The 20,814-nt window shown below is 65.4% G+C and carries 25 protein-coding genes and 1 tRNA gene; 20 read left to right on the plus strand and 6 right to left on the minus strand.

Features of this window, described 5'->3' with window-relative positions:
* The first annotated feature begins 33 nt into the window (after positions 1–33).
* The gene (locus J2X53_RS13075) at positions 34–930 is read left to right on the plus strand and encodes an NAD(P)-dependent oxidoreductase (RefSeq protein ID WP_349037938.1); all 897 of its coding nucleotides are present in this window, start codon (positions 34–36) and stop codon (positions 928–930) included.
* Positions 931–1,108: 178 nt separating this feature from the next.
* Here J2X53_RS13075 and J2X53_RS13080 read toward each other — a convergent pair whose 3' ends face one another.
* Positions 1,109–1,765 (minus strand): glutathione S-transferase family protein, encoded by a 657-nt coding sequence (locus tag J2X53_RS13080; RefSeq protein WP_349037939.1) that lies wholly within the window; start codon positions 1,763–1,765, stop codon positions 1,109–1,111.
* Positions 1,766–1,801: 36 nt separating this feature from the next.
* Here J2X53_RS13080 and J2X53_RS13085 point away from each other — a divergent pair, with 36 nt between their 5' ends.
* From J2X53_RS13085 to J2X53_RS13115, 7 genes are all read left to right on the plus strand, one after another.
* Positions 1,802–2,578, plus strand: a complete 777-nt coding sequence (locus J2X53_RS13085) for a DUF1007 family protein (protein ID WP_349037940.1) — start codon at positions 1,802–1,804, stop codon at positions 2,576–2,578.
* Positions 2,566–3,501: a hypothetical protein gene (locus J2X53_RS13090; RefSeq protein WP_349037941.1), complete on the plus strand. Its 936-nt coding sequence runs from the start codon at positions 2,566–2,568 to the stop codon at positions 3,499–3,501. Before J2X53_RS13085 ends, J2X53_RS13090 begins: the two co-directional genes overlap by 13 nt.
* 39 nt (positions 3,502–3,540) lie before the next feature.
* Entirely contained in the window at positions 3,541–4,917 is a 1,377-nt protein-coding gene (locus tag J2X53_RS13095; protein ID WP_349037942.1) for an MATE family efflux transporter, read from the plus strand.
* 136 nt (positions 4,918–5,053) lie between these two features.
* The gene (gene hisD / locus J2X53_RS13100; protein ID WP_349037943.1) at positions 5,054–6,355 is read left to right on the plus strand and encodes a histidinol dehydrogenase; all 1,302 of its coding nucleotides are present in this window, start codon (positions 5,054–5,056) and stop codon (positions 6,353–6,355) included.
* Positions 6,348–6,785 carry a VOC family protein gene (locus tag J2X53_RS13105; protein WP_349037944.1) on the plus strand — a complete coding sequence of 146 codons (438 nt, stop codon included), beginning with the start codon at positions 6,348–6,350 and terminating at the stop codon, positions 6,783–6,785. The genes hisD and J2X53_RS13105 overlap by 8 nt, the downstream gene beginning before the upstream one ends.
* Before the next feature lie 76 nt (positions 6,786–6,861).
* Positions 6,862–7,341, plus strand: coding sequence for a UPF0262 family protein (locus J2X53_RS13110; protein WP_349037945.1), 480 nt, complete (start codon positions 6,862–6,864; stop codon positions 7,339–7,341).
* Between the two features lie 5 nt (positions 7,342–7,346).
* Positions 7,347–7,814 carry a low molecular weight phosphatase family protein gene (locus J2X53_RS13115; RefSeq protein WP_349037946.1) on the plus strand — a complete coding sequence of 156 codons (468 nt, stop codon included), beginning with the start codon at positions 7,347–7,349 and terminating at the stop codon, positions 7,812–7,814.
* Positions 7,815–7,842: 28 nt separating this feature from the next.
* On the opposite strand, the gene J2X53_RS13120 is transcribed toward J2X53_RS13115, so the two are convergent.
* Positions 7,843–8,247, minus strand: coding sequence for a helix-turn-helix domain-containing protein (locus tag J2X53_RS13120; protein WP_349037947.1), 405 nt, complete (start codon positions 8,245–8,247; stop codon positions 7,843–7,845).
* 93 nt (positions 8,248–8,340) lie between these two features.
* Here J2X53_RS13120 and J2X53_RS13125 point away from each other — a divergent pair, with 93 nt between their 5' ends.
* The 9 genes from J2X53_RS13125 to J2X53_RS13165 all read left to right on the plus strand — a co-directional run bounded on the left by J2X53_RS13125 (position 8,341) and on the right by J2X53_RS13165 (position 13,539).
* Complete coding sequence (locus tag J2X53_RS13125) at positions 8,341–9,183, plus strand: NAD(P)H-binding protein (protein ID WP_349037948.1); 843 nt, start codon at positions 8,341–8,343, stop codon at positions 9,181–9,183.
* A 123-nt stretch (positions 9,184–9,306) separates the two neighbouring features.
* The gene (locus tag J2X53_RS13130) at positions 9,307–9,717 is read left to right on the plus strand and encodes a ketosteroid isomerase-related protein (RefSeq protein ID WP_349037949.1); all 411 of its coding nucleotides are present in this window, start codon (positions 9,307–9,309) and stop codon (positions 9,715–9,717) included.
* Complete coding sequence (locus tag J2X53_RS13135; RefSeq protein WP_349037950.1) at positions 9,714–10,322, plus strand: GNAT family N-acetyltransferase; 609 nt, start codon at positions 9,714–9,716, stop codon at positions 10,320–10,322. The genes J2X53_RS13130 and J2X53_RS13135 overlap by 4 nt, the downstream gene beginning before the upstream one ends.
* The gene (locus tag J2X53_RS13140; RefSeq protein WP_349037951.1) at positions 10,319–11,188 is read left to right on the plus strand and encodes a carbon-nitrogen hydrolase family protein; all 870 of its coding nucleotides are present in this window, start codon (positions 10,319–10,321) and stop codon (positions 11,186–11,188) included. Before J2X53_RS13135 ends, J2X53_RS13140 begins: the two co-directional genes overlap by 4 nt.
* Before the next feature lie 154 nt (positions 11,189–11,342).
* Positions 11,343–11,561 (plus strand): translation initiation factor IF-1, encoded by a 219-nt coding sequence (gene infA, locus J2X53_RS13145; protein WP_054005112.1) that lies wholly within the window; start codon positions 11,343–11,345, stop codon positions 11,559–11,561.
* Positions 11,562–12,137, plus strand: coding sequence for a Maf family protein (locus tag J2X53_RS13150; RefSeq protein ID WP_349037952.1), 576 nt, complete (start codon positions 11,562–11,564; stop codon positions 12,135–12,137).
* Positions 12,134–13,183 carry a ribonuclease E/G gene (locus J2X53_RS13155; RefSeq protein ID WP_349037953.1) on the plus strand — a complete coding sequence of 350 codons (1,050 nt, stop codon included), beginning with the start codon at positions 12,134–12,136 and terminating at the stop codon, positions 13,181–13,183. Before J2X53_RS13150 ends, J2X53_RS13155 begins: the two co-directional genes overlap by 4 nt.
* Positions 13,180–13,359 (plus strand): DNA gyrase inhibitor YacG, encoded by a 180-nt coding sequence (yacG, locus tag J2X53_RS13160; RefSeq protein ID WP_349037954.1) that lies wholly within the window; start codon positions 13,180–13,182, stop codon positions 13,357–13,359. The genes J2X53_RS13155 and yacG overlap by 4 nt, the downstream gene beginning before the upstream one ends.
* Before the next feature lie 104 nt (positions 13,360–13,463).
* Positions 13,464–13,539, plus strand: a tRNA-Phe gene (locus tag J2X53_RS13165).
* A 141-nt stretch (positions 13,540–13,680) separates the two neighbouring features.
* Here J2X53_RS13165 and polA read toward each other — a convergent pair.
* The gene (gene polA / locus J2X53_RS13170; RefSeq protein WP_349037955.1) at positions 13,681–16,491 is read right to left on the minus strand and encodes a DNA polymerase I; all 2,811 of its coding nucleotides are present in this window, start codon (positions 16,489–16,491) and stop codon (positions 13,681–13,683) included.
* Positions 16,492–16,530: 39 nt separating this feature from the next.
* Here polA and J2X53_RS13175 point away from each other — a divergent pair, with 39 nt between their 5' ends.
* Positions 16,531–17,004: a hypothetical protein gene (locus J2X53_RS13175; RefSeq protein WP_349037956.1), complete on the plus strand. Its 474-nt coding sequence runs from the start codon at positions 16,531–16,533 to the stop codon at positions 17,002–17,004.
* 224 nt (positions 17,005–17,228) lie between these two features.
* Complete coding sequence (locus J2X53_RS13180) at positions 17,229–17,705, plus strand: GNAT family N-acetyltransferase (protein WP_349037957.1); 477 nt, start codon at positions 17,229–17,231, stop codon at positions 17,703–17,705.
* A 9-nt stretch (positions 17,706–17,714) separates the two neighbouring features.
* Here the strand turns inward: J2X53_RS13180 and J2X53_RS13185 are convergent, their stop codons facing one another.
* The 3 genes from J2X53_RS13185 to J2X53_RS13195 all read right to left on the minus strand — a co-directional run bounded on the left by J2X53_RS13185 (position 17,715) and on the right by J2X53_RS13195 (position 19,424).
* A complete protein-coding gene (locus J2X53_RS13185; protein ID WP_349037958.1) occupies positions 17,715–17,900 on the minus strand; it encodes a zinc-finger domain-containing protein in 186 nt (61 codons plus the stop codon).
* Between the two features lie 159 nt (positions 17,901–18,059).
* The gene (locus tag J2X53_RS13190) at positions 18,060–18,836 is read right to left on the minus strand and encodes a TIM barrel protein (protein ID WP_349037959.1); all 777 of its coding nucleotides are present in this window, start codon (positions 18,834–18,836) and stop codon (positions 18,060–18,062) included.
* Entirely contained in the window at positions 18,837–19,424 is a 588-nt protein-coding gene (locus tag J2X53_RS13195; RefSeq protein WP_349037960.1) for a DUF1285 domain-containing protein, read from the minus strand.
* 322 nt (positions 19,425–19,746) lie between these two features.
* Here J2X53_RS13195 and rsgA point away from each other — a divergent pair, with 322 nt between their 5' ends.
* A complete protein-coding gene (gene rsgA, locus J2X53_RS13200) occupies positions 19,747–20,781 on the plus strand; it encodes a ribosome small subunit-dependent GTPase A (protein WP_349037961.1) in 1,035 nt (344 codons plus the stop codon).
* Positions 20,782–20,814 lie beyond the last annotated feature (33 nt).

Below are 20,814 nucleotides of genomic sequence, written 5' to 3' on the forward strand. Positions count from 1 at the left end.
AGGTTCGGGGAAGCAAATTGGGAGGATCGGAAGATGCGGGTGTTTTTCACGGGCGGATCGGGCAAGGCGGGGAAACATGTGATCCCCTATCTGGTGGAGCAAGGGCATAGGGTGCTGAACTTTGACCGGGTGCCGCTGGGCGGCGCGGGGGTGCATGACCTGTTGGGCGACATTACCGATGCGGGGCAGGTCTATTCGGCGCTGCACAGCCATGCCGGTTATGACGAGCTGGAGACCGGGCAGGGGGCAAAGGCCTTTGACGCGGTGGTGCATTTCGCCGCCATCCCGCGGATGATGATGTGCCCGGATACCGAGACCTGGCGGGTGAACGTGGTCGGCACCTACAATGTGATCGAAGCGGCGATGAAGCTGGGGATCCGCAAGGTGATCATCGCCTCGTCCGAGACCACCTATGGCATCTGCTTTGCCGATGGCGTCACCGACCCGCATTCCCTGCCGCTGACCGAAGACTATGACATCGACCCGATGGACACCTATGGCACCTCGAAAAAGGTCAACGAGGTCACCGCGCGCAGTTTCGCGCAGCGCTCGGGGGCGGACATCTATGCGTTGCGGATCGGCAATGTGGTGGAGCCACAGGAGTATGAGACGCTGTTCCCGCAGTATTTCGCCAACCCGGAGGTGCGGCGCAGGAATGCGTTCAACTATGTTGACGCCCGCGATCTGGGGCAGATCGTCGATTTGTGCCTGATAAAGGACGGCTTGGGCTATCAGGTGTTCAACGCCTGCAACTCGACCAATGGCATGAACATTCCCAATGCCGACCTGCTGGCCCGGTTCTTTCCCAATGTGCCGGTGACCGAAGAGCTGGGTCCGTGGGACAGCCTGATGTCGAACCGCAAGATCCGCGATGTGCTGGGGTTCAGGGACGCCCATGACTGGCGCGTGGCACTGCCTGACCACGGCTGATCTGAAGGAGCGGCTGCGCCGCGCGGCTTTTATCTCGTCGCGCGGCTGCGCCGCGTCTCCTCGGCAATGCGCTCTGCGCGGGAGTATTTGAGCCAAGATGACCCCCCCGCCTTGGGCTTTTGGATTTCATCTTGGCAAAAATACTCCGGGGGGAGGCGAAGCCGGGGGGCTGGCCCCCCTACTCGGGTTCCGCTGCGCGCTTTGCCCAGACGGTTTGAAACGCCGGGCGGCCTTGGGCGGCGGTCAGCCAGCGGGCGACGTTGGGGAAGGTGTCGAGCAGCGGGCTGTGGCTTTGGGCGTAGCGCAGGCATTCTGCGACCATGATATCGGCCACGGTGAAGCGGGTCAGCAGCCAGTCCTGCGTTGCCAGATGCGCCTCCAGCCGGGCGAGCGGGCGTTTGAGCTTTTCGGCGGCGACGCGGATGATGCCTTGCCCGGTCGGGGTATCGGCCTGTCCATCGCGCATCGTGTAGAGGATTTCGATGGCGGCGGGCTCGACTGCGGTGGCGGCGAACAGCGCCCATTGTTCCATCACTGAGGCTTCGTCATCCGAGGCCGGGCCAAGGGCATGTCCGTATTTGCGGGCGATGTGCAGGCAGATGGCGAGGGATTCGGTGAGCAGCAGCGCGCCGTCACGCATCGCGGGCACCTGGCCCAGCGGGTTGATGGCGAGATACTCCGGCATGGCGGTGTTCAGCGCCGCGCTGGCGGCGGTGCTGTCGGTCAGCCGGTAGGCCTGAATCACCGGGATATGGGTGAAGGGGGCTTTGCATTCCTCCAGCACCCAGAGCGGGCGGATCGCGCGGGATCGGTAAACGCCATAGATGGTCAGCATCGGGGTCGGTCCTTTTGTGGGTGCGGGAATAGCAGCATGATGCGCCGGGACGGGCAAGGGCCGATCATGGGCGGGCCTGCATGGCGCACCGGCAAATCTGCGCTGAACCCCGGTTTACGGGCATGGCGGCTGCATTTGCTTTGGGCTAATCTGCGGCGGATGAAAAACGTGATGGCGGCGATTGTTGGTCTGGTCCTGTCTGTCCCGGTCGGGGCGGCGGCGCATCCGCATGTGTTTGTTGATGCAACCATCGAGGTAATTTTTGATGCGACGGGCCGGGCCGAGGCTGTGCGGATCGGCTGGACCTATGATTCGCTGTTTTCCATGACTTACGTGGCCGAGCGGGGGCTGGACCCGGATTTTGACGGAGTGCTGACGGCGGAGGAAGAGGCGGCTTTGGCCGGGTTTGACATGGATTGGCATGAAGATTTCGCCGGCGACACCTATGCTTTGCTGGGCGAGGTGCCGCTTGGTCTGTCCGCGCCGCTGGAGCCGACGGCGGCCTATCGCGACGGCTCTCTGGTCTCTACCCATCTGCGGCGGTTGTCGGCGCCCGTGGCCCCGGTGGGCGAGGATCTGGTGGTGCAGGTTTATGATCCGTCGTTCTACACGTCGTATCTGATCGCGCAGACTCCGGTGCTGACCGGGGGCGAGGGCTGCCGGGTGCAGGTTTACGAGCCGGATCGCGCAGCCGCCGATGCGCGGCTGGAGGCCGCGATGCAGGAGCTGGCGGGCAGTGCGGATGCCGAGACCGAGTTTCCGGCGATCGGGGCGGCCTATGCCGAGGAGGCGCGGGTTACATGCGGGCCGTGACCGGGGTTTGGCGGGTGCTGGCTCTGGTCGGGCTGGGAGTCGCGTCGGTGCTGGCGGTGCTTTGGGCCAGTGGCGCGATGGAGCCTTTGGCGGCTTGGGCCGCGGGGCAGCAGCGCGCGGTGCAGGAGGCGCTGGCGCAGGCAGTGCGGGCTTTGCGCGGCGGGCAGCCGGGGGCGTGGTCGGCGCTGATGGCGGTGTGTTTCGCCTATGGGTTTTTCCATGCCGTGGGGCCGGGGCATGGCAAGGCGGTGATCGGCGGCTATGGCATGGCGCGGCGGGTGCGGTTGCCGGTGCTGGCGGGCCTCGCGCTGGCCTCGTCGCTTGCCCAGGCGGCTGTGGCGGTGGTGCTGGTGGCGGGCGGGGCGCTTGCGCTGGGCTGGACCCGGCCGCAGATGGAGGGCTTTGCAGGGACCGCGATGATGCCAGTGTCGCATGCGTTGATTGCCGGGCTGGGGCTGTGGCTGGTGTGGCGCGGGGCGCGCGGGCTGGCGGCGCGGCGGGCGGTGGCTGAGGTGGGGCATGATCATCATGGCCACCCCCACCACCATCATCATGATGAGGCCTGCGGCTGCGGTCATGCGCATGGGCCGAGTGTGGAGCAGGTGGCGCAGGTCACATCGGCCCGCGATGCGGCGGTGCTGATCGGGGCGATTGCGCTGCGCCCCTGTTCGGGGGCGTTGTTTCTGCTGATCCTGACCTTTGCCATGGGCATCGGCTGGGCCGGGGTGGCAGGGACTTTTGCCATGGGTCTGGGCACGGCGGCGGTGACGGTGATGGTGGCGGGGCTGGCATTCTGGGCGCGGGAAGGGGCTTTGGCCGCCCTGCCCGGCGCGGGGCTGGCGCGGTTCTTGCCGGGGGTGGAACTGGCGGCGGGGGCGGTGATTGCGGCGGTATCGCTGATGTTGCTGGCCGGGGCGCTCTGACACTTGCCTCTGGCCGGGGCGCATCGTATCGGTTTGCCTATGAATTCAGCAGTTGTTTCTCCGCCCGTGTCGCAATCTGCGGCAGATCATGTCCGCGCCACGCTGGCGCTGGGCCTGCCGCTGATCGGCAGCCATGTTGCGCAATTCGGGCTGCATGTGACCGACACGATCATGCTGGGCTGGTATGGCGTGGTGCCGCTGGCGGCGGGCGTGCTGGGGGCGTCGAGCTTTTTCGTGATGTTCATCCTTGGGTCCGGCTTTGCCAAGGCGGTGATGCCGATGGTGGCCAATGCGCAGGCGCAGGGCGATGAGGTACAGGTGCGGCGCGTGGCGCGGATGGGGCTGTGGCTGTCGATCCTGTTCGGGGTGCTGATATTTCCGGTGTTCTGGTCGTCTGAGGCGATTCTGCTGGCGCTGGGGCAGGCCGAGGATGTGGCGGCGCTTGGGCAGGAGTATCTGCGGATTGCCGGGTTCGGGATGATCCCGGCGCTGCTGGTGATGGTGCTGAAAAGCTATCTGTCGGCGCTGGAGCGGACGCAGGTGGTGTTGTGGATCACCGTGGCGGCGGTGCCGCTGAATGCGGCGATCAACTGGGCGCTGATCTTTGGCAACTGGGGCGCGCCGGAGCTGGGGGTGGCGGGTGCTGCGATTGCGACGGTGGTGATCCAGATCGTGTCGCTGGGGTTGCTGTGTCTTTATGCGGCACTGTTGCCGTCGCTGCGGCGCTATCAGCTGTTCATCCGGTTCTGGCGCCCCGACTGGGGCGCGTTTGCATCGGTGTTCCGTCTGGGCTGGCCGATGGGGCTGACCGGGCTGGCCGAGAGCGGGTTGTTTCAGGCATCTGCGCTGATGATGGGCTGGATCGGCACGGTCGAGCTGGCGGCACATGGCATCGCCCTGGAGATCACGGCGCTGGCCTTCATGGTGCATGTTGGCCTGTCCAACGCGGTGACGGTGCGCACCGGGCGCTTTGCCGGGGCGCGCGATTACGATGCCATGCGGCTGGGGGCCAAGGTGGCGATCGGGCTGTCGCTGGCGGTGGCCGGGCTGACCATGGTGATTTTCCTGAGCTTTCCCGAGCCGCTGATTTCGCTGTTCCTCGACCCGGCGGAACCGGCGCGGGGCACGATTCTGGCGGTGGGGGCGGCGCTATTGGCCTGTGCGGCGCTGTTCCAGCTGGCGGATTCGATGCAGGTGATGGCGCTGGGCTTGCTGGCCGGGGTGCAGGATACACGGGGGCCGATGATCTATGCCGCGATCAGCTATTGGCTGATCGGGATGCCGGCGAGCTATATTCTGGCGTTTCCGCTGGGCTTTGGCGCGGTCGGTTTGTGGCTGGGGCTGGTGGTCGGGCTGGCCTGTGCGGCGGTGAGCCTGATGGCGCGGTTCTGGGCGCGACTGCCTGCGGCGGTGTGATTGGGGTGAGCGTCGAGGGGGGTGCTGCCCCCGCCTGCGGCCCCCCGGAGTATTTGCAAAGCAGCAATTGCAAGCGATGGGTTGAGGCGGGGGCGGGCGCGCGCTATCTGGGGCGGGTTCTGCAAGGAGAGCTGCCATGCCTGTGTTTCTGACTTCTGAGGATGCGGATTTCGAAGCGCAGTTTGCGGCGCTGTTGGGGATGAAGCGCGAAGAGGCGGAAGATGTGGATCAGGTCGTGGCCGGGATCATCGCCGATGTGCGGACCCGGGGCGATGCGGCGGTGCTGGAGCTGACGGCACGGTTTGACCGGCTGGAGCTGACGGCGGCGGGCATGGCGTTTTCGGACGCGGAGATTGCGGCGGAGATTGCCAAGGTATCGCCGGAGGACCGGGCGGCGCTGGAGCTGGCGGCGGAGCGGATCCGGGCCTATCACGACCGGCAGCGCCCTGAAGATGCGAGTTGGACCGATGCGGCGGGGGCGCAGCTGGGCTGGCGCTGGACGCCGGTGTCGGCGGCGGGGCTTTATGTGCCGGGGGGGCTGGCGTCTTATCCGTCATCGGTGCTGATGAATGCGATTCCGGCCAAGGTGGCGGGGGTGTCGCGGCTGGTGGTGACCTGCCCGACGCCGGGGGGTGTGGTCAACCCGCTGGTGCTGTTGGCGGCGCAGATTGCCGGGGTGGATGAGGTGTACCGCATCGGCGGCGCGCAGGCGATTGCAGCGCTGGCCTATGGGACGGCGACGATTGCGCCGGTCGACAAGATCACCGGGCCGGGCAATGCCTTTGTCGCGGCGGCCAAGCGGCGGGTGTTTGGCCGGGTCGGCATCGACATGATCGCGGGGCCGTCGGAGATTCTGGTGATTGCCGATGCCGGGAATGATCCGGACTGGATCGCGCTGGATCTGTTGAGCCAGGCGGAGCATGACCAGAGCGCGCAGGCCATTCTGATCACCACCGATGCGGGTCTGGCGCGCGCTGTTGTGTTGGCCGTCGAGGCGCGGTTGCAGACGCTGGAGCGGCGCGAGATTGCTGGGGCATCGTGGCGCGACAATGGCGCGGTGATCGTGGTGGAAACGCTGGCGCAGGCGGCGGCACTGGCCAACCGGATCGCACCCGAGCATCTGGAGATCATGGTGGAAGATGCCGAAGGGCTGGCCGCGCAGATCCCGCACGCGGGGGCGATCTTTCTGGGGCCGTGGACGCCGGAGGCGATCGGCGATTATGTCGGCGGGCCGAACCACGTGCTGCCGACCGCGCGCTCGGCGCGGTTCTCCAGCGGGCTGAATGTGCTTGATTTCATGAAGCGCACCACCATGGCGCGGATGACGCCCGAGGCGCTGAAAGCCATCGGCCCCAGCGCCGAGCGGCTGGCGATCAGCGAGAGCCTTGAGGCGCATGGGTTGAGCGTGCGGGCACGGCTGGACCGGCTGAATGGGTGAGGCGGCACCCGCCCTTGTGCCGGAGCTTTCGGTCAGTGACTGGCGGGCCAGCCGCGCGTTTTATTGCGACATTCTTGGGTTTTCCTGTCTCTATGATCGCCCGGAGGAGGGCTTTGCCTATCTCACGCGGGGCGGCTTGCACCTGATGCTGGATCAGATCGGGCAGGGCCGCAGCTTTGATGCGCTGCTGACGCACGCGGATCGGCCGTTTGGGCGCGGGCTGAACCTGCAGATGCAGGCCCCCGACATTGCGCCTCTGGTTGCCGCGTTGAAGGATGCGGGCTGGCCCTTGCTCCTGCCGCCAGAGGATCGCTGGTATCGCAAAGGCGGGGTCGAGACGGGCAACCGTCAGTTTATCGTGGCAGATCCGGATGGCTATCTGCTGCGGTTCTTTCAGGATCTGGGCGAAAGACCGGCATTGGCGGGGTGACGCGGCATCGCAGCGCTTGCACCGCGCCCCACGGTCGGGCATCACCTTGTGTATCACCGAGCAAGGCCCGCCCATCATGACCAACCGCATCTGCCATATCGACATCGACGACAAGGGCCTTGCCCGCCCGACGGCGGAGATCGAGCAGGAGCGCCGCGTGGCGATCTTTGATCTGCTGGAGGAAAACAGCTTTGCCCTGCCCGCGCGCGAGGGGCGGCCGGTGCCGCCGGGGCCGTACCGGCTGGCTCTTGCGATCCGCGAGGGGCGGCTGGTGTTCGACATAGGCTCCGAGGCGGGTGAGGCGGTGGGGGCGTTCCATCTGTCGCTGGGGCCGTTCCGGCAGGTGGTGAAGGATTACTTCCAGATCTGCGAGTCGTATTTCGAGGCGGTCAAGCGGCTGCCGCCCAGCCAGATCGAGGCAATCGACATGGCCCGGCGCGGCATCCACAATGAAGGCGCGCGCGTGCTGCAGGAACGGCTGGAGGGCAAGGCCGAGGTGGATACCGATACGGCGCGGCGGCTGTTCACGCTGATCTGCGTTCTGCACTGGGGGTAGGCGTTTTGGGTGATTTCCCCCATTCGGTGCTGTTTTGTTGCGACCATAATGCTGTGCGCTCGCCGATGGCCGAAGCGATGATGAAAAAGTTCTACGGCCAGCGCGCCTATGTGCAGTCGGCCGGGGTCAGGAATGACATGGAGGTAGACGGGTTTTCGGTTGCCGTCTGCCGGGAACTGGGGATCGAGCTGGCCCGGCACCGCAGCCGCAGCTTTGAAGAGATGAAGGAATGGGGCGATGATCTGTCGCAGTTCGACCTGATCATCGCGCTGTCGCCTGCCAGTCAGCGGATGGCGCTGGAGCTGACCCGGCATTTCCATCTGGATATCGAGTATTGGCCGATTCTGGACCCGACGGGTCTTGGGGAGTCGCGCGAGAGCAAGCTGTCGGCCTACCGGCAGGCGCGTGACCAGATCCGCGACCGGATGATCGCGCGCTTTGGCACGCCGACAGAAGGCGGGTCTGTGGAATAGGCGGCGTGTTCCGCTTTGGCTTTTGATGTCAGACTGTCAGCTCCGCCTCTGCCCCCGCCGGGTGCGCGCAGATCCGGGGCAGGTTGCCTTCGATCCAGGCGGTCAGAGCGATGACATGTGCCGCCGCCTCGGTCCCCAGCGGGGTCAGGCTGTAGCTGACATGTGGCGGCACCACATCGCGCGCGACCCGCAACACAAAGCCATCCGCCTCCAGCTGTTGCAGGGTCTGCGCCAGCATGCGCTCGCTGACGCCGGTGATGCGCCGGCGCAATTGGGCAAAACGGTGCGGGCCGGTGGCGAGCGTGACCATCACCAGAGTGCCCCATTTGCTGGTCAGGTGCTGCAATATGGCGCGCGACGGGCAGTCGGCGGCCAGAACATTGCCCCGGTCCCAGTGGTTCACCAAGTCATGTGCTGTCGTGGAAAGGGTCATGTGCGCCTCTGCGGTATACTAACAAAAATGTAGGTACTTACGTTTCGGAAGTAAAGCCCGTACCTCTCTGGCATCACAGCACAGGAGAGACCCATGACCACCATCGCCGTCACCGGAGCCACCGGCCAACTCGGCCGCCTTGCCATCAAGGCCCTCGTCGCACGCGGCGCGTCCCCCATCGCGCTTGCCCGCAGCCCGGAAAAGGCGGCTGACCTTGGTCTCGAAGTCCGGGCCCTTGACTACACCGCCCCCGATGTGGCGGCGCTGGCGGGCGTCGAGGTGCTGGTGCTGATTTCGTCGAGTGATCTGAACGACAGGGTGGGCCAGCATGCCAATGCCATCGCGGCGGCCAAAGCGGCGGGCGTGGACCGGGTGATTTATACCTCCGTCCTCAAGGGGGATGCCTCACCGATGCTGCTGGCGCAGGATCACATTGCAACCGAAGCCGCGCTGAAAGCCTCTGGCCTGCGCTATACCATCCTGCGCAATGGCTGGTATCTGGAGAACCTGACCGGATCGCTGGGGGCGTCTCTTGCGCATGGGGCGGTGATCGGGGCCGCCAAAGATGGCCTGTTCTCTGCCGCCGCCCGCGCCGATTTTGCCGAAGCCATTGCGGCCACCGCCGCGACGCCCGGACATGAGAATGCGGTCTATGAGCTGGCGGGCGACACCGCCTTTACCATGGCGGAGTTCGCGGCCGAACTGGGCCGCCAGTCCGGCAAGGACATGCGCTATGACTCCCTGCCCGAGGCGGCCTATGTTGATCTTCTGCAAGGCCTTGGCCTGCCCGAGGGCGCTATCGCCATTATTGCCGACATTGATGCCCATGCCGCCAAGGGTGCCTTGTATGACGACAGCCGCACCTTGTCGCGCCTGATCGGCCGCCCGACGACACCGATGGCAGAGGTGATCGCACAGGCGCTGGCAAGTCTCTGATATTTGCTGCTTTTCCAAATACTCCGGGGGTGTGGGGGCTGGCCCCCACTCCGCCACCGGCAAAAGGGGCCTAGCCATCCGGATCAATGCCGCTATCGTGCGGTCAAAACCCCGGAGCCTTTGATGTCCAGAACCTCAGCCGAAACCACCCTTGCCGCCTATTACGCCGCTTTCAATGCGGGTGATCCCGCCGGAATGCTGGCGCTGGTGACCGATGATGTCGAGCACCGGGTGAATGAGGGCGGCATCCGGCACGGGCGCGCAAAATTCACGGAATTCTGCGCGCATATGGGCGTCAGCTACCGCGAAGAGCTGCGGGATCTGGTGATCTTTGCCAATGACGATGGCACGCGCGGGGCGGCGGAATTTACCGTGCATGGCGAATATCTGCAAACCGATCCGGGCCTGCCAGAGGCGCGGGGGCAGCGCTATGTGCTGCCTGCGGGGGCGTTCTTTGATCTGCAGGGCGGCCGGATTACCCGGATCACCACGTTTTACAACCTGTCAGACTGGGTTGCCCAGGTGTCGGCATGACCCGGGGCGGGCTGCCGGACGGCATTTCCGTCCGGGCCTTGCAGGGCGCGGATCTGGAACCGCATCTGGATGCTGTGGCGGGCTTGCGGATCGCGGTGTTCCGCGACTGGCCCTATCTGTATGACGGCACGCTGGACTATGAGCGCGAATATCTGCAGACCTATCGCGACTCCCCCCTGGCCCTGCTGGTGGGGGCGTTTGAGGGTGAGCGGCTGATCGGGGCCTCGACCTCGACCCCGATGGAGGATCACGCTGCCGAATTTGCCGCGCCGCTGGCCGGGCTGGGGCTGCCGCCGGGCGCGATCCTGTACGGGGCCGAATCGGTGCTGCTGCCCGCCTATCGCGGGCTTGGGCTGGGGCACCGGTTCTTTGACCTGCGCGAAGACCATGCCCGGGCGTTGGGGCGCAGTCATGTTGCGTTTTGTTCGGTGCAGCGGCGTGAGGATCACCCGGCGCGGCCCGCAACCTACCGGACCAACGATGCGTTCTGGCGCGGCCGGGGCTATGCGCCGGTGCCCGGTGCAATGGCTGAATTTTCATGGCTGGATCTCGGCGACACGGCTGAGAGCAAGAAACCCCTGCAATTCTGGATGCGCGCCCTATGACCGATTTCACCCTCGCCGCGGCTGCCTATGATTTCACTTGGTTCGATCATTTCGACGACCACGCCGCCAAGCTGGGCACTTGGGTGGCCGGGGCTGCCGGGCAGGGGGCAAAGCTGCTGGTGTTCCCGGAGTACGGCTCGATGGAGCTGGCAAGCCTTGGCGGGCGCGCGGTGGCGGCGGATCTGGAGGCGGGGTTGCACGAGGTGGCGCGGCATGGCGCGGCCACCGATGCGCTGCATCTGGAGCTGGCGCGGCAGCATGATTGCCTGATCCTTGGCGCGTCGCGGCCGTTTTTTACCGGCCCGCGCCCGGTGAACCGTGCCACGCTCTATGGCCCCGATGGCATCATCGGCCATCAGCACAAGCAGATCATGACCCGGTTCGAGCGCGAAGAATGGGATGTGGTAGCTGGGCAGGGGTTGACCCCGTTTGACACCGATCTGGGCCGGATCGGCGTGATCATCTGCTATGACAGTGAGTTTCCGCTGCTGGGGCGGCATCTGGTCGATCAGGGGGCCGAGATTTTGCTGGCCCCGTCCTGCACCGAAACGCTGGCCGGGTTTTGGCGGGTGCGGATCGGGTCGATGGCGCGGGCGCTGGAAAATCAATGCGTTGTCGCCCATGCGCCGACGGTCGGGCCTTGCGATTTCTGCCCGGCGGTGGATGCCAATACCGGGTCGGCGTCGATCTATGGCCCGCCCGACACCGGCTTTCCGCCCACCGGCATTCTGGCCGAGACCGCGCTGAATGTGCCGGGTTGGGCGGTGGCAGAGGTGAGCCTGGAGGCGATCCGCCATGTCCGCCGCGACGGGCGGGTGCTGAACCATCTGCATTGGGCAGAGCAGGCAGCGCGCACGGCGGGCTGAGGGGGGACGCCCCGTGGCCCGCGCGCGCGCAGAGGGCCGTCAGGGCCGCTGAGCGGCGCGGCGCGGAGAATCCTCTTGAAAACCCGGAAAATCAGGCGCATATGCGCGGCACATGGCCTGCGGTTCCCGCGGGCTCATATTTATTGGAGTGACCATGGCCAAGGAAGACATTCTCGAATTCCCCGGTGTCGTCAAGGAACTCCTGCCGAATGCGACATTCAAGGTTGAACTCGACAATGGCCATGAATTGATCGCAGTGATGGCAGGCAAGATGCGCAAGAACCGCATCCGGGTTCTGGCAGGCGACAAAGTGCAGGTGGAAATGACCCCGTATGACCTGTCAAAGGGCCGTATCAATTACCGCTTCAAGTAAATGCGGCTGATCCTGGGGTCCGCCAGCCCGCGCCGGAAAGAGCTTCTGGCGCAGCTCGGGCTGACGCCTGATGCCGTGCTTCCCCCCGACATCAACGAAGACCCGCAGGCCCGCGAACTGCCGCGGCCCTATTGCGCGCGGATCGCGCGGGAAAAGGTGCTGGCGGTGAAGGCCGGGCCGGAAGATGTGGTGCTGTGCGCCGATACCACGGTGGCGCTTGGCCGCCGTATCCTTGGCAAGCCCGCCAATGCGGGCGAAGCGGCAGCGTTTCTGACGCTGCTGGGCGGGCGGCGGCATGAGGTGATCACCGCTGTTGCCGTGCGCCGGGGCGACCGCATTCTGACCCGCGAGTCGGTGAGCACGGTCAAGATGAAACGGCTGTCGGATGCCGAGCTAAACACCTATCTTGCGTCGGATGACTGGCAGGGCAAGGCGGGCGGCTACGGCATCCAGGGTCTGGCGGGCGCGCTGATCCCGTGGATTCAGGGCAGCTTTACCGGGATCATGGGGTTGCCGGTGGCGGAAACCGCAGTTTTGCTGGAGGCCATCGGCTATCCGGTCTGGAGGCAGGGATGAAGGGGCGCGTGGTTATCGTCGACGAGATCGACGGGCGGCAGGTGGCAGGGTTGGTGGTGGACGGGCGGCTGGAAGAGCTGTCGGTCGACCCCGAAGGCGATGCGGTGCTGCCGGGCGCGATCTACCGCGCCATTGCGGATCGTCCGGTCAAGGGGCAGGGCGGGATTTTTGTGAAGCTGCCCGAAGGCTCGGGCTTTCTGCGCCAGATCAGCGGCATTGCCCCCGGTCAGCGCCTGCTGGTGCAGGTCAGCGGGCCGGCAGAATCCGGCAAGGCGATTCCGGTCACGGCGCGGCTGCTGTTCAAGTCGCGCTTTGCCATCATCACCCCCGATGCGCCGGGGCTGAACATCAGCCGCCGCATTCGGGATGAAGACGCACGCGCCGAGCTGGCCGGGATTGCCACCGCTGGCATGGCGGGCGCAGCGGAAACGCTGGGGCTGATCCTGCGCTCGGCCTGCGACGGGGCGGAGCCGGAGGCGATTGCCGAAGACATCGCCGCGATGCGCGGTCTGGCCGAGGCGGTGCTGGTTGACCTGAAGGGCGATGCCGAACTGCTGGTCGATGGGCCGGGCGCGCATGACATTGCGTTCCGCGACTGGCTGGATCCGGAGCCGGATGAGGCAGTGACAGAGCCGGGCGGCTTTGCCGAACATGGCGTCGATGCGATGGTCGCCGATCTGCTGACCGCACGCGTCGATCTGGTGGGCGGGGGGCACATGATGATCGAGCCGACCCGGGCTCTGGTGGCAGTCGATGTAAACACCGGGCCCGATACCAGCCCGGCGGCCAGTCTGAAGGTGAATATCGCCGCCGCCCGCGATCTGCCGCGCCAGCTGCGCCTGCGCGGGCTTGGTGGGCAGGTGGTGGTGGATTTCGCGCCGATGTCAAAGAAAGACCGTGCCATTCTGGATCAGGTGATCAAGGCCGCGTTCAAAGGCGACGGCGAGGCCAATCTGGCGGGCTGGACCACGCTGGGCCTGTATGAGCTGACCCGCAAGCGCGACCGTCTGCCGCTGGCCGAGGTGGCGGGAGGGCTGTTCGCATGAGCTGCCCGATCTGCAAGAAAGACACCGATCCGAAGTACCGCCCGTTCTGCTCGCGCCGCTGTGCCGACGTGGATCTGGGCCGCTGGCTGACCGAAAGCTACGCGATTCCCGCGCCGGAAGGCGAGGAAGAGACCCCGCCAGAGCTGGACGACGAAGACCGTCAGTCGCGGCACTGAGCGGCGATCAGGCGGGGAGGCAAAAATCCGAAAAAGCCTCTGGACAGCCCCGCCGCCCTGACGTATCACCCGCCAACCAAGCGGCAACGCCGCAAAGGTCCGGTGCCCGGATAGCTCAGTTGGTAGAGCAGCGGATTGAAAATCCGCGTGTCGGCGGTTCAAATCCGTCTCCGGGCACCATTTATATCCCATATTCTCTGAGTGCCGTGCTGATCGTCGCAACGTCTGGCGCGATCGCATCAAGCATGTCGTCGTACCAGACAGCGACCTGTGATCACTGTCTGGTGCGTTTGGCACAACACCGCTTTGCCCGGATCGGGATCAGTGGGCGGCGGCCCAGTTGAGGCCCTGACCTGCCTCGACCGTCAGGGGCACCTTGAGGGTCAGAACCGGGTGATGGGCGTTTTCCATTACCGCTTTGGCGATCCGGGTCAGTTCGGCTGCGTCGTCCTCTGCCACGTCGAACAGCAGTTCGTCATGGACCTGCAGCAGCATCTTGGCATCAAGGTGGGTGATCGCGTCAGGCATGCGGATCATGGCGCGGCGGATCACATCGGCCGCGGTGCCTTGAATCGGCGCGTTGATGGCGGCGCGTTTGGCAAATCCGGCGGTCGGGCCTTTGGCGTTGATTTCCGGCGTATGAATTTTGCGACCAAACAGGGTCTGCACATAGCCTGAACCTTGCGCAAATTTGACAGTTTCCGACATGTATTCCTTGATGCCCGGAAAACGCTCAAAATAGCGGTCGATGAAGCCCTGCGCCTCGGCGCGCGGGATCCGCAGATTGCGGGCAAGGCCAAAGCCCGAGATGCCGTAGATCACGCCGAAGTTGATCGCCTTGGCCCGGCGGCGGATGTCGGGGGTCATCTGGTCCAGGGGCACGCCGAACATCTCGGAGGCGGTCAGCGCGTGGATGTCGATGCCGTCGCGGAACGCCTGTTGCAGCGAGGGTATATCGGCGACATGGGCGAGGATGCGCAGCTCGATCTGGCTGTAGTCGAGCGAGACCAGCACCCGGCCTGCGGGCGCGACAAAGGCCTCGCGGATGCGGCGGCCCTCTTCGGTGCGGATCGGGATATTCTGCAGGTTGGGATCGGTCGAGGACAGCCGCCCGGTGACCGCGCCGACCAGCGAATACGAGGTGTGGACCCGCCCGGTTTCAGGGTTGATGTGGTCTTGCAGCGCGTCGGTATAGGTGGATTTCAGCTTTGCCAGCTGCCGCCAGTCCAGCACGCGGGCGGCGAGTTGCGCGCCTTGCGGATAGGTGTCTTCCAGCGTGGTGATGTCTTCGAGCACATCGGCCCCGGTGGCATAGGCCCCGGTCTTGCCCTTGGTGCCGCCGGGCAACCCGAGGCGGTCGAACAGCACCTCGCCCAGTTGCTTGGGGGAGCCTACGTTGAACTTGTCACCGGCGAGGGTCTGGATTTCATCCTCCAGCCCGGCCATTTTCTGCGCAAACGCGTTTGACATGCGCGACAGCGTATCGCGGTCAACCTGAATGCCGTGCATTTCCATCCGGGCCAGCACCGGCACCAGTGGGCGTTCCAGCGTTTCATAAACGGTGGTGACCTGTGCGCGGTGCAGGTTGGGCCGGAAGCTCTGCCACAGGCGCAGGGTCACATCGGCATCTTCAGCCGCGTATTTCACCGCATCGTCAATCGCCACCCGGTCAAAGGTGATCGCCGATTTGCCCGAGCCGAGCAGCGGCTTGATCGGGATCGGGATATGGCCGAGATAGGTTTCCGACAGCGTATCCATGCCGTGGTTGTGCAGCCCGGCGTACATGGCCGAGGACATCAGCATGGTGTCTTCGACGGGGGCCACAGTCACACCGACGCGGGCGAAAATCTTCCAGTCATATTTCATGTTCTGGCCGATTTTCAGGATCGCCGGATCTTCGAGGATGGGTTTCAGCACCGCCAGCACGTCCGCCAGCGGCAGTTGCCCCGGCACCAGATCGGTCGAGCCGAACAGATCGCCGCCGCCCTGTTTGTGGCCGATGGGGATATAGCAGGCGCGGCCCGGATCAACGGCGAGGGAAATGCCGACCAGTTCGGCGCGCATCTCATCCAGACTGGTGGTTTCGGTGTCCACAGCGACATGGCCGATCTCGCGGATGCGGTCGGCCCAGGCTTGCAAGGCAGTAAGGGTGTCGATCCGCTCATAGGTGCTGTGGTCAAACGGCAGCCGTTCGGGGGCGGCGGTCAGCGGTTCCGGTGTCTCGGGCACAGCCGGCGCCTCGACCTGCAACCGGTCCGAGACGCGGCGGGTGAGGGTGCGGAACTCCATCTCTTGCAGAAAGGCGAGCAGGGTTTCAGGGTCGGGCTCAAGGACCGACAGATCGGCGATGGTGAAGTCGAGCGGCACTGCGGCATCCAGCGACACAAGGCGTTTGGAAATGCGGATCAGATCGGCGTTGTTGATCAGCGCTTCGCGGCGTTTGGGCTGTTTGATTTCGCCTGCGCGGTCCAGCAGGGTTTCCAGATCGCCATATTCGTTGATCAAAAGGGCCGCCGTTTTCAGCCCGATGCCCGGTGCGCCCGGCACGTTGTCGACCGAATCGCCGGCAAGCGCCTGCACATCGACCACGCGCTCTGGCCCGACGCCGAATTTCTCGATCACCTCGTCGCGGTCGATGGTCTTGTCTTTCATCGGGTCGCGCATCCGCACGCCGTTGCCGACCAGTTGCATCAGGTCTTTGTCCGAAGAGATGATGGTGCAGGCCCCGCCCGCCTCGACCGCTTGCCGGGCAAGGGTGGCGATGATGTCGTCGGCCTCATACCCGTCGATCTCGATGCAGGCGACGTTGAAGGCGCGGGTGGCGGCGCGGGTCAGGGGGAATTGCGGGCGCAGGTCTTCGGGCAGCTCAGGGCGGTTGGCTTTATATAGGGGGTAGATGTCATTGCGGAAGGTTTTTGAGGAATAGTCAAAGATTACCGCGATATGGGTCGGCACCTCGCGCCCCGATTTGGTCAGCTCGCCCCACAGGATGTTGCAGAACCCGGCGACGGCCCCCACCGGCAGGCCGTCGGATTTGCGCGTCAGCGGTGGCAGCGCATGATAGGCGCGGAAGATATAGGCCGAGCCGTCGATCAGATGCAGGTGGTGCCCCTTGCCGAAACTGTCGCTCATCGCCAAACTCCTTGCCGTGTATCTGGGGTCTGTCTTGCCATGTTCCTGCGTCTGCTGCCACCCTTGCTTGTTGCCGCCACCCCGGTCTTTGTCACCCCGGCCTTTGCCGAGGCGGATCTGTGCCCGATGACCGATGACGGGTCAAACTGCGTGCGGATCCTTGCCTGTATCGGTGAGCAGGGGCGCTGGTTTCATGGCCGCGCCCTTGGCCGCGGCGAGGGCACGCTGGCCGGCGTGATGAATGACGGCGTGCAATGCGTCGGCGACTGGACCAGCCGGAACGCCTTTGGCACCGGGCAGGCCAGTGTGAGCTGTGACGACGGGATGAGCGCGACGGTGATCTATTTCTATCAGGATGAATACACCGGCACGGCGCTTGGCAAGGGGATCAGCAACCGCGAAGAGGTGGTGCAAAGCTGGTCGGGGCTGCATGTGCTGGACTATTTCCGCGACGGGAACCCAAGTGCAGAGGCGGTGATGAAATGTGGCAGCCATGACATTCCGGTCAGCTGACAAAGAGATGTGGCGCGCATCGGCTTGACCGGGGCGGCAAAGCGCGGCAGGGTATGCGCATGCTGCACCTGACTGTCATATCCAGCGCTTCGGCGTCGTTTTATTGGACCTGCGCCATATAGGCGGCAGGGCAGTTTCGTCTGAAACCCCCATCAGCCGCCCGCAAGGGTCAGGCCGATGGAAAGGTTCCCCTCGCGGGCCCTTCGCGAGAGAGAGACCTGACCGTGATACCGAACCATCCCCCGATCGAGATCCGCCCGCTTGAGGCGGCACATCTGCCCGAAGTGCATCGCATGCTGATCGAGCTTGCCAGTCATCATGGCGATGTGGCCACCATCACGCCGCCGGTGCTGCGGTCGCTGGTGCTGGATGCACCTGATTTGCGCGGGCTGGTCGCGTTTCCCATGGACCGTCCGTCCCGTCTTCCGGTCGGCTATGCGCTGCTGTCACGGCGCACCGACCTGATCACCGGGCGGTCGGGCTATGACATAACGCATCTGTTTGTGCAGGATGTGTTTCGTGGCCGCGGCATCGGGCGGGCGCTGATTGCGGCGGCGCGCGGGCTTGCGCTGGCAGAGGGCTGCACCCGGCTGACCATCGGCACGCATCCGGCAAATGCCGGGGCGGCGGCGGCGTACCGCGCGATGGGGCTGGCAGAGCGCCCGGCTCCGGGGCCGTCGTTTGCGGTGGCTTTGGGGTAAAAGCGCAGCCTAGTGATCGTCGTGGGCATGCTCACGGTCGATCACGTAGCGTTTGTCGCAATAGCCGCATTCGACATAGCCCAGACCCTGCGGAATCGTCAGCCAGACGCGGGGGTGACCCAAAGCGCCCTCGCCGCCGTCGCAGGCGACTTTCCAGGTGGTGACGATCTGGGTTTCTGGCGCGTCGATGCTCATGGCTGGAATCCTGTGGCTTTGCTGCGCCCGCATCATACGGAAAACCGGAGCGCGGGCAAGGGTTGCGCGCAAAGCGCGCGGGCGGGCAAGGGTGGCGCGCAAGGCGCGCGGGGGCAAGGGTTGCGCGCAAAGCGCGCGGGTGGTCAAGGGGGACGCGTGTCAGTTGCCGATCGGGCGGTTGCGGGATTTGAGCGCCTGCAACCACATCAACCCGTGCACCGTGGCGCGGGCCGGGCGGTACTCGCCCGAGACCCAGACCGTGCTGTCGGTGGCATCCAGCTCCGCACACAGCGCGGGCAGGTCAAAGCCGCCGCCGCCCGGTTCGTTGCGTGAGGGAAAACCCGCGATCTGGACATGGCTGACCCGCTGGCGGTGCGCGGCCCAGACCGCACTGGCATTGCCGTGAATGCGGGCCGCGTGCCAGACATCGAATTGCAGCCCGATTTGCGGCGCGTTCAGGTCTTCCAAGATGCGGGCGGCCTGATCGAAATCGTTCAGGAAATAGCCCGGCATGTCATCGGGATTGATCGGCTCGACCGTCAGCTGCAGACCGGGGGCCTGCTGGACCGCCCATGTCAGGTTTTCGCGGTAGACCTGTTCGGCCTGCGGCCCCCGGGCCACACCGGCCATCACATGCAGCCGTTCGGCCCCCAGCCGGGTTGCCAGACTTGCGGCGCGCAGAAAGCCGGTGCGAAAGCGCTCTTCCTCGCCCGGGACGGCGGCAAAGCCACGGTCGCCCGCCGACCAGTTGCCGGGCGGGGTGTTGATCAGCGCCAGCGGCAGGCCCGACAGCGCCTTTTCCCACTCTGCCTCGGGGTGGTCATAGGGAAACAGGATTTCGGCCCCGTCGAACCCTGCCTGTGCGGCAAGCTCGGGTCGGTGCAGGCTGGGCACCTCGGTGAACAGCATCGTCAGGTTTGCGGCAAATCGGGGCATTCAGGGCAGGTCAGCCGATGGGATCATGGGAAAGAAAACTCCCGCAGACCAGACGCCGAACCAGGGGGTGCCGTCAACCTCTTCCTGCGTGCCCAGATCGACCAGACGATAGAATGTCTTGCGGTCGATCAGCGCCTCCATTCCGGCGCGGATGTGGATATAGGGCGACGGCTCGCCGCTGTCCGGATTGCGCGTCACCCGGATGGCATTTTCGGGGCCGGCCACAACCTCGTCCCCGGTTTTGGTGGCAAAGGTCAGACGCTGCGCAGGGCCCGTGCCCTCGGCGGTGAAATCGGTGGCCAGAAACGGCGCGTCATCGACCTGGATGCCCAGCTTTTCCACCGGGGTCACCAGATAAAACCGGTCGCCTTCGCGTTTCAGGATCGACGAGAACAGCCTGACCATCGGGGCGCGGCCAATCGGCGTGCCTTCGTGATACCAGGTGCCGTCACGGGCGATGCGCATGTCCATCTCGCCGCAATAGGGCGGGTTCCACAGATGCACCGGGGGCGGCCCCTTTTTCGGCACAGCCGCAAGCGAGGCGGTCAGCCCGTCAACCGAGACGGCGGCGCGTGGTTCTTTCGACATCAGAGCGGTGGCTCCTTTCACGGGGCGCTGCCCGGCCGACACAAAGCCGGGCCTGCGGGCGCGATGACCAGCCAATGTAAGCCTGCTTTGCGCATTTGACCACCACCTGTGACGGCGGATCCCCTTCGGATGTGCCGGGCAAAGCGGGCGGGTCTGAACGCCCCTCCGGCGCAGGGTCTGATTCAGATGATGGTCTATACCGGGCTCAGGGCCGGTGTTGCCGTTGGGTGAGGCGTGTACTGCGGGACAGTCTGGCGGGAAATCTGCGCCTGTGGTGTGACGAAGCCTTGCATCGGCCCGGCGGCCCGCGCATGCAGGGGGCATGACCGATGCACCTGATCAGACCCCCTTGCCGCTTGCGTCGCTTGGCTGGACGGCATTTTTCGACGACCAGCTGACGGAGGAGGACAGGGCGCTGGACCCGATGCGGGTGGCCACGGTTCACCGCGCCCGGATGAGCGCGCAATCGGTGCGCGGTCCGGTGCGGTTGCAGACCCCGCCGCTGACCAACACCGCCGATTACGCCGTGGGGGATTGGGTGCTGGTGGTGCCGGACACCAACCTGCTGACCCGCCGGCTGGAGCGCAAGACGCTGATCCAGCGCCGCACCGAAGGCGGGCGGGTGCCGCAGCTGATCGCGGCCAATGTCGACACGCTGTTCATCGTGACCTCATGCAATGACGATCTGAACCCGGCGCGGCTGGAGCGGTATCTGGCACTCGCCAATGAGGTGGGCACGACCCCGGTGATCGTGCTGACCAAGGCCGATCAGGTGGCGGATACCGCGCCATATATTGCTCAGGTGGCGGGCCTGCAGCGCGACCTGCCGGTGGTGGCGCTGAATGCCAATGCGCCGGAGGCTGCTGCTGCGCTTGCTCCATGGTGCGGCGTAGGGCAGACGGTGGCGCTGGTCGGCTCGTCCGGCGTGGGGAAATCGTCGCTGCTGAACACGCTGGCCGCCAAATCGGCGGAAGAGGCGCAGGCGACCGGCAGCATCCGCGAGGATGATGCCAAGGGGCGGCACACCACCACGTCGCGATCCCTGCACGGCATTGTGGGCGGGGCTTGGGTGATCGACACGCCGGGCATCCGCACCCTGCATGTCAGCGATATTTCGGTTGGCCTCGATGTGCTGTTTGCCGAGATTGCCGAACTTGCCCCCGGGTGCCGGTTCCGCGACTGCACCCATGCCCACGAGCCGGGCTGCGCGGTGCAGGCGGCGGTTGCCGCTGGCACCCTCGATCCGGCCCGGCTGGAGCGGTGGCGCAAGTTGATTGATGAGAACCGCAGCAATACGCCGGTGGCGACAGGACCGCGCGGGAACAAGACCATGAAGGCTTTTGGCAAGCATCGCTGACCTCTGCGCTTGATAGGCGATTCCTATCAATCA

The organism is Pseudotabrizicola sp. 4114 (assembly GCF_031457365.1).
In the GTDB taxonomy this organism is placed as follows: domain Bacteria; phylum Pseudomonadota; class Alphaproteobacteria; order Rhodobacterales; family Rhodobacteraceae; genus Pseudotabrizicola.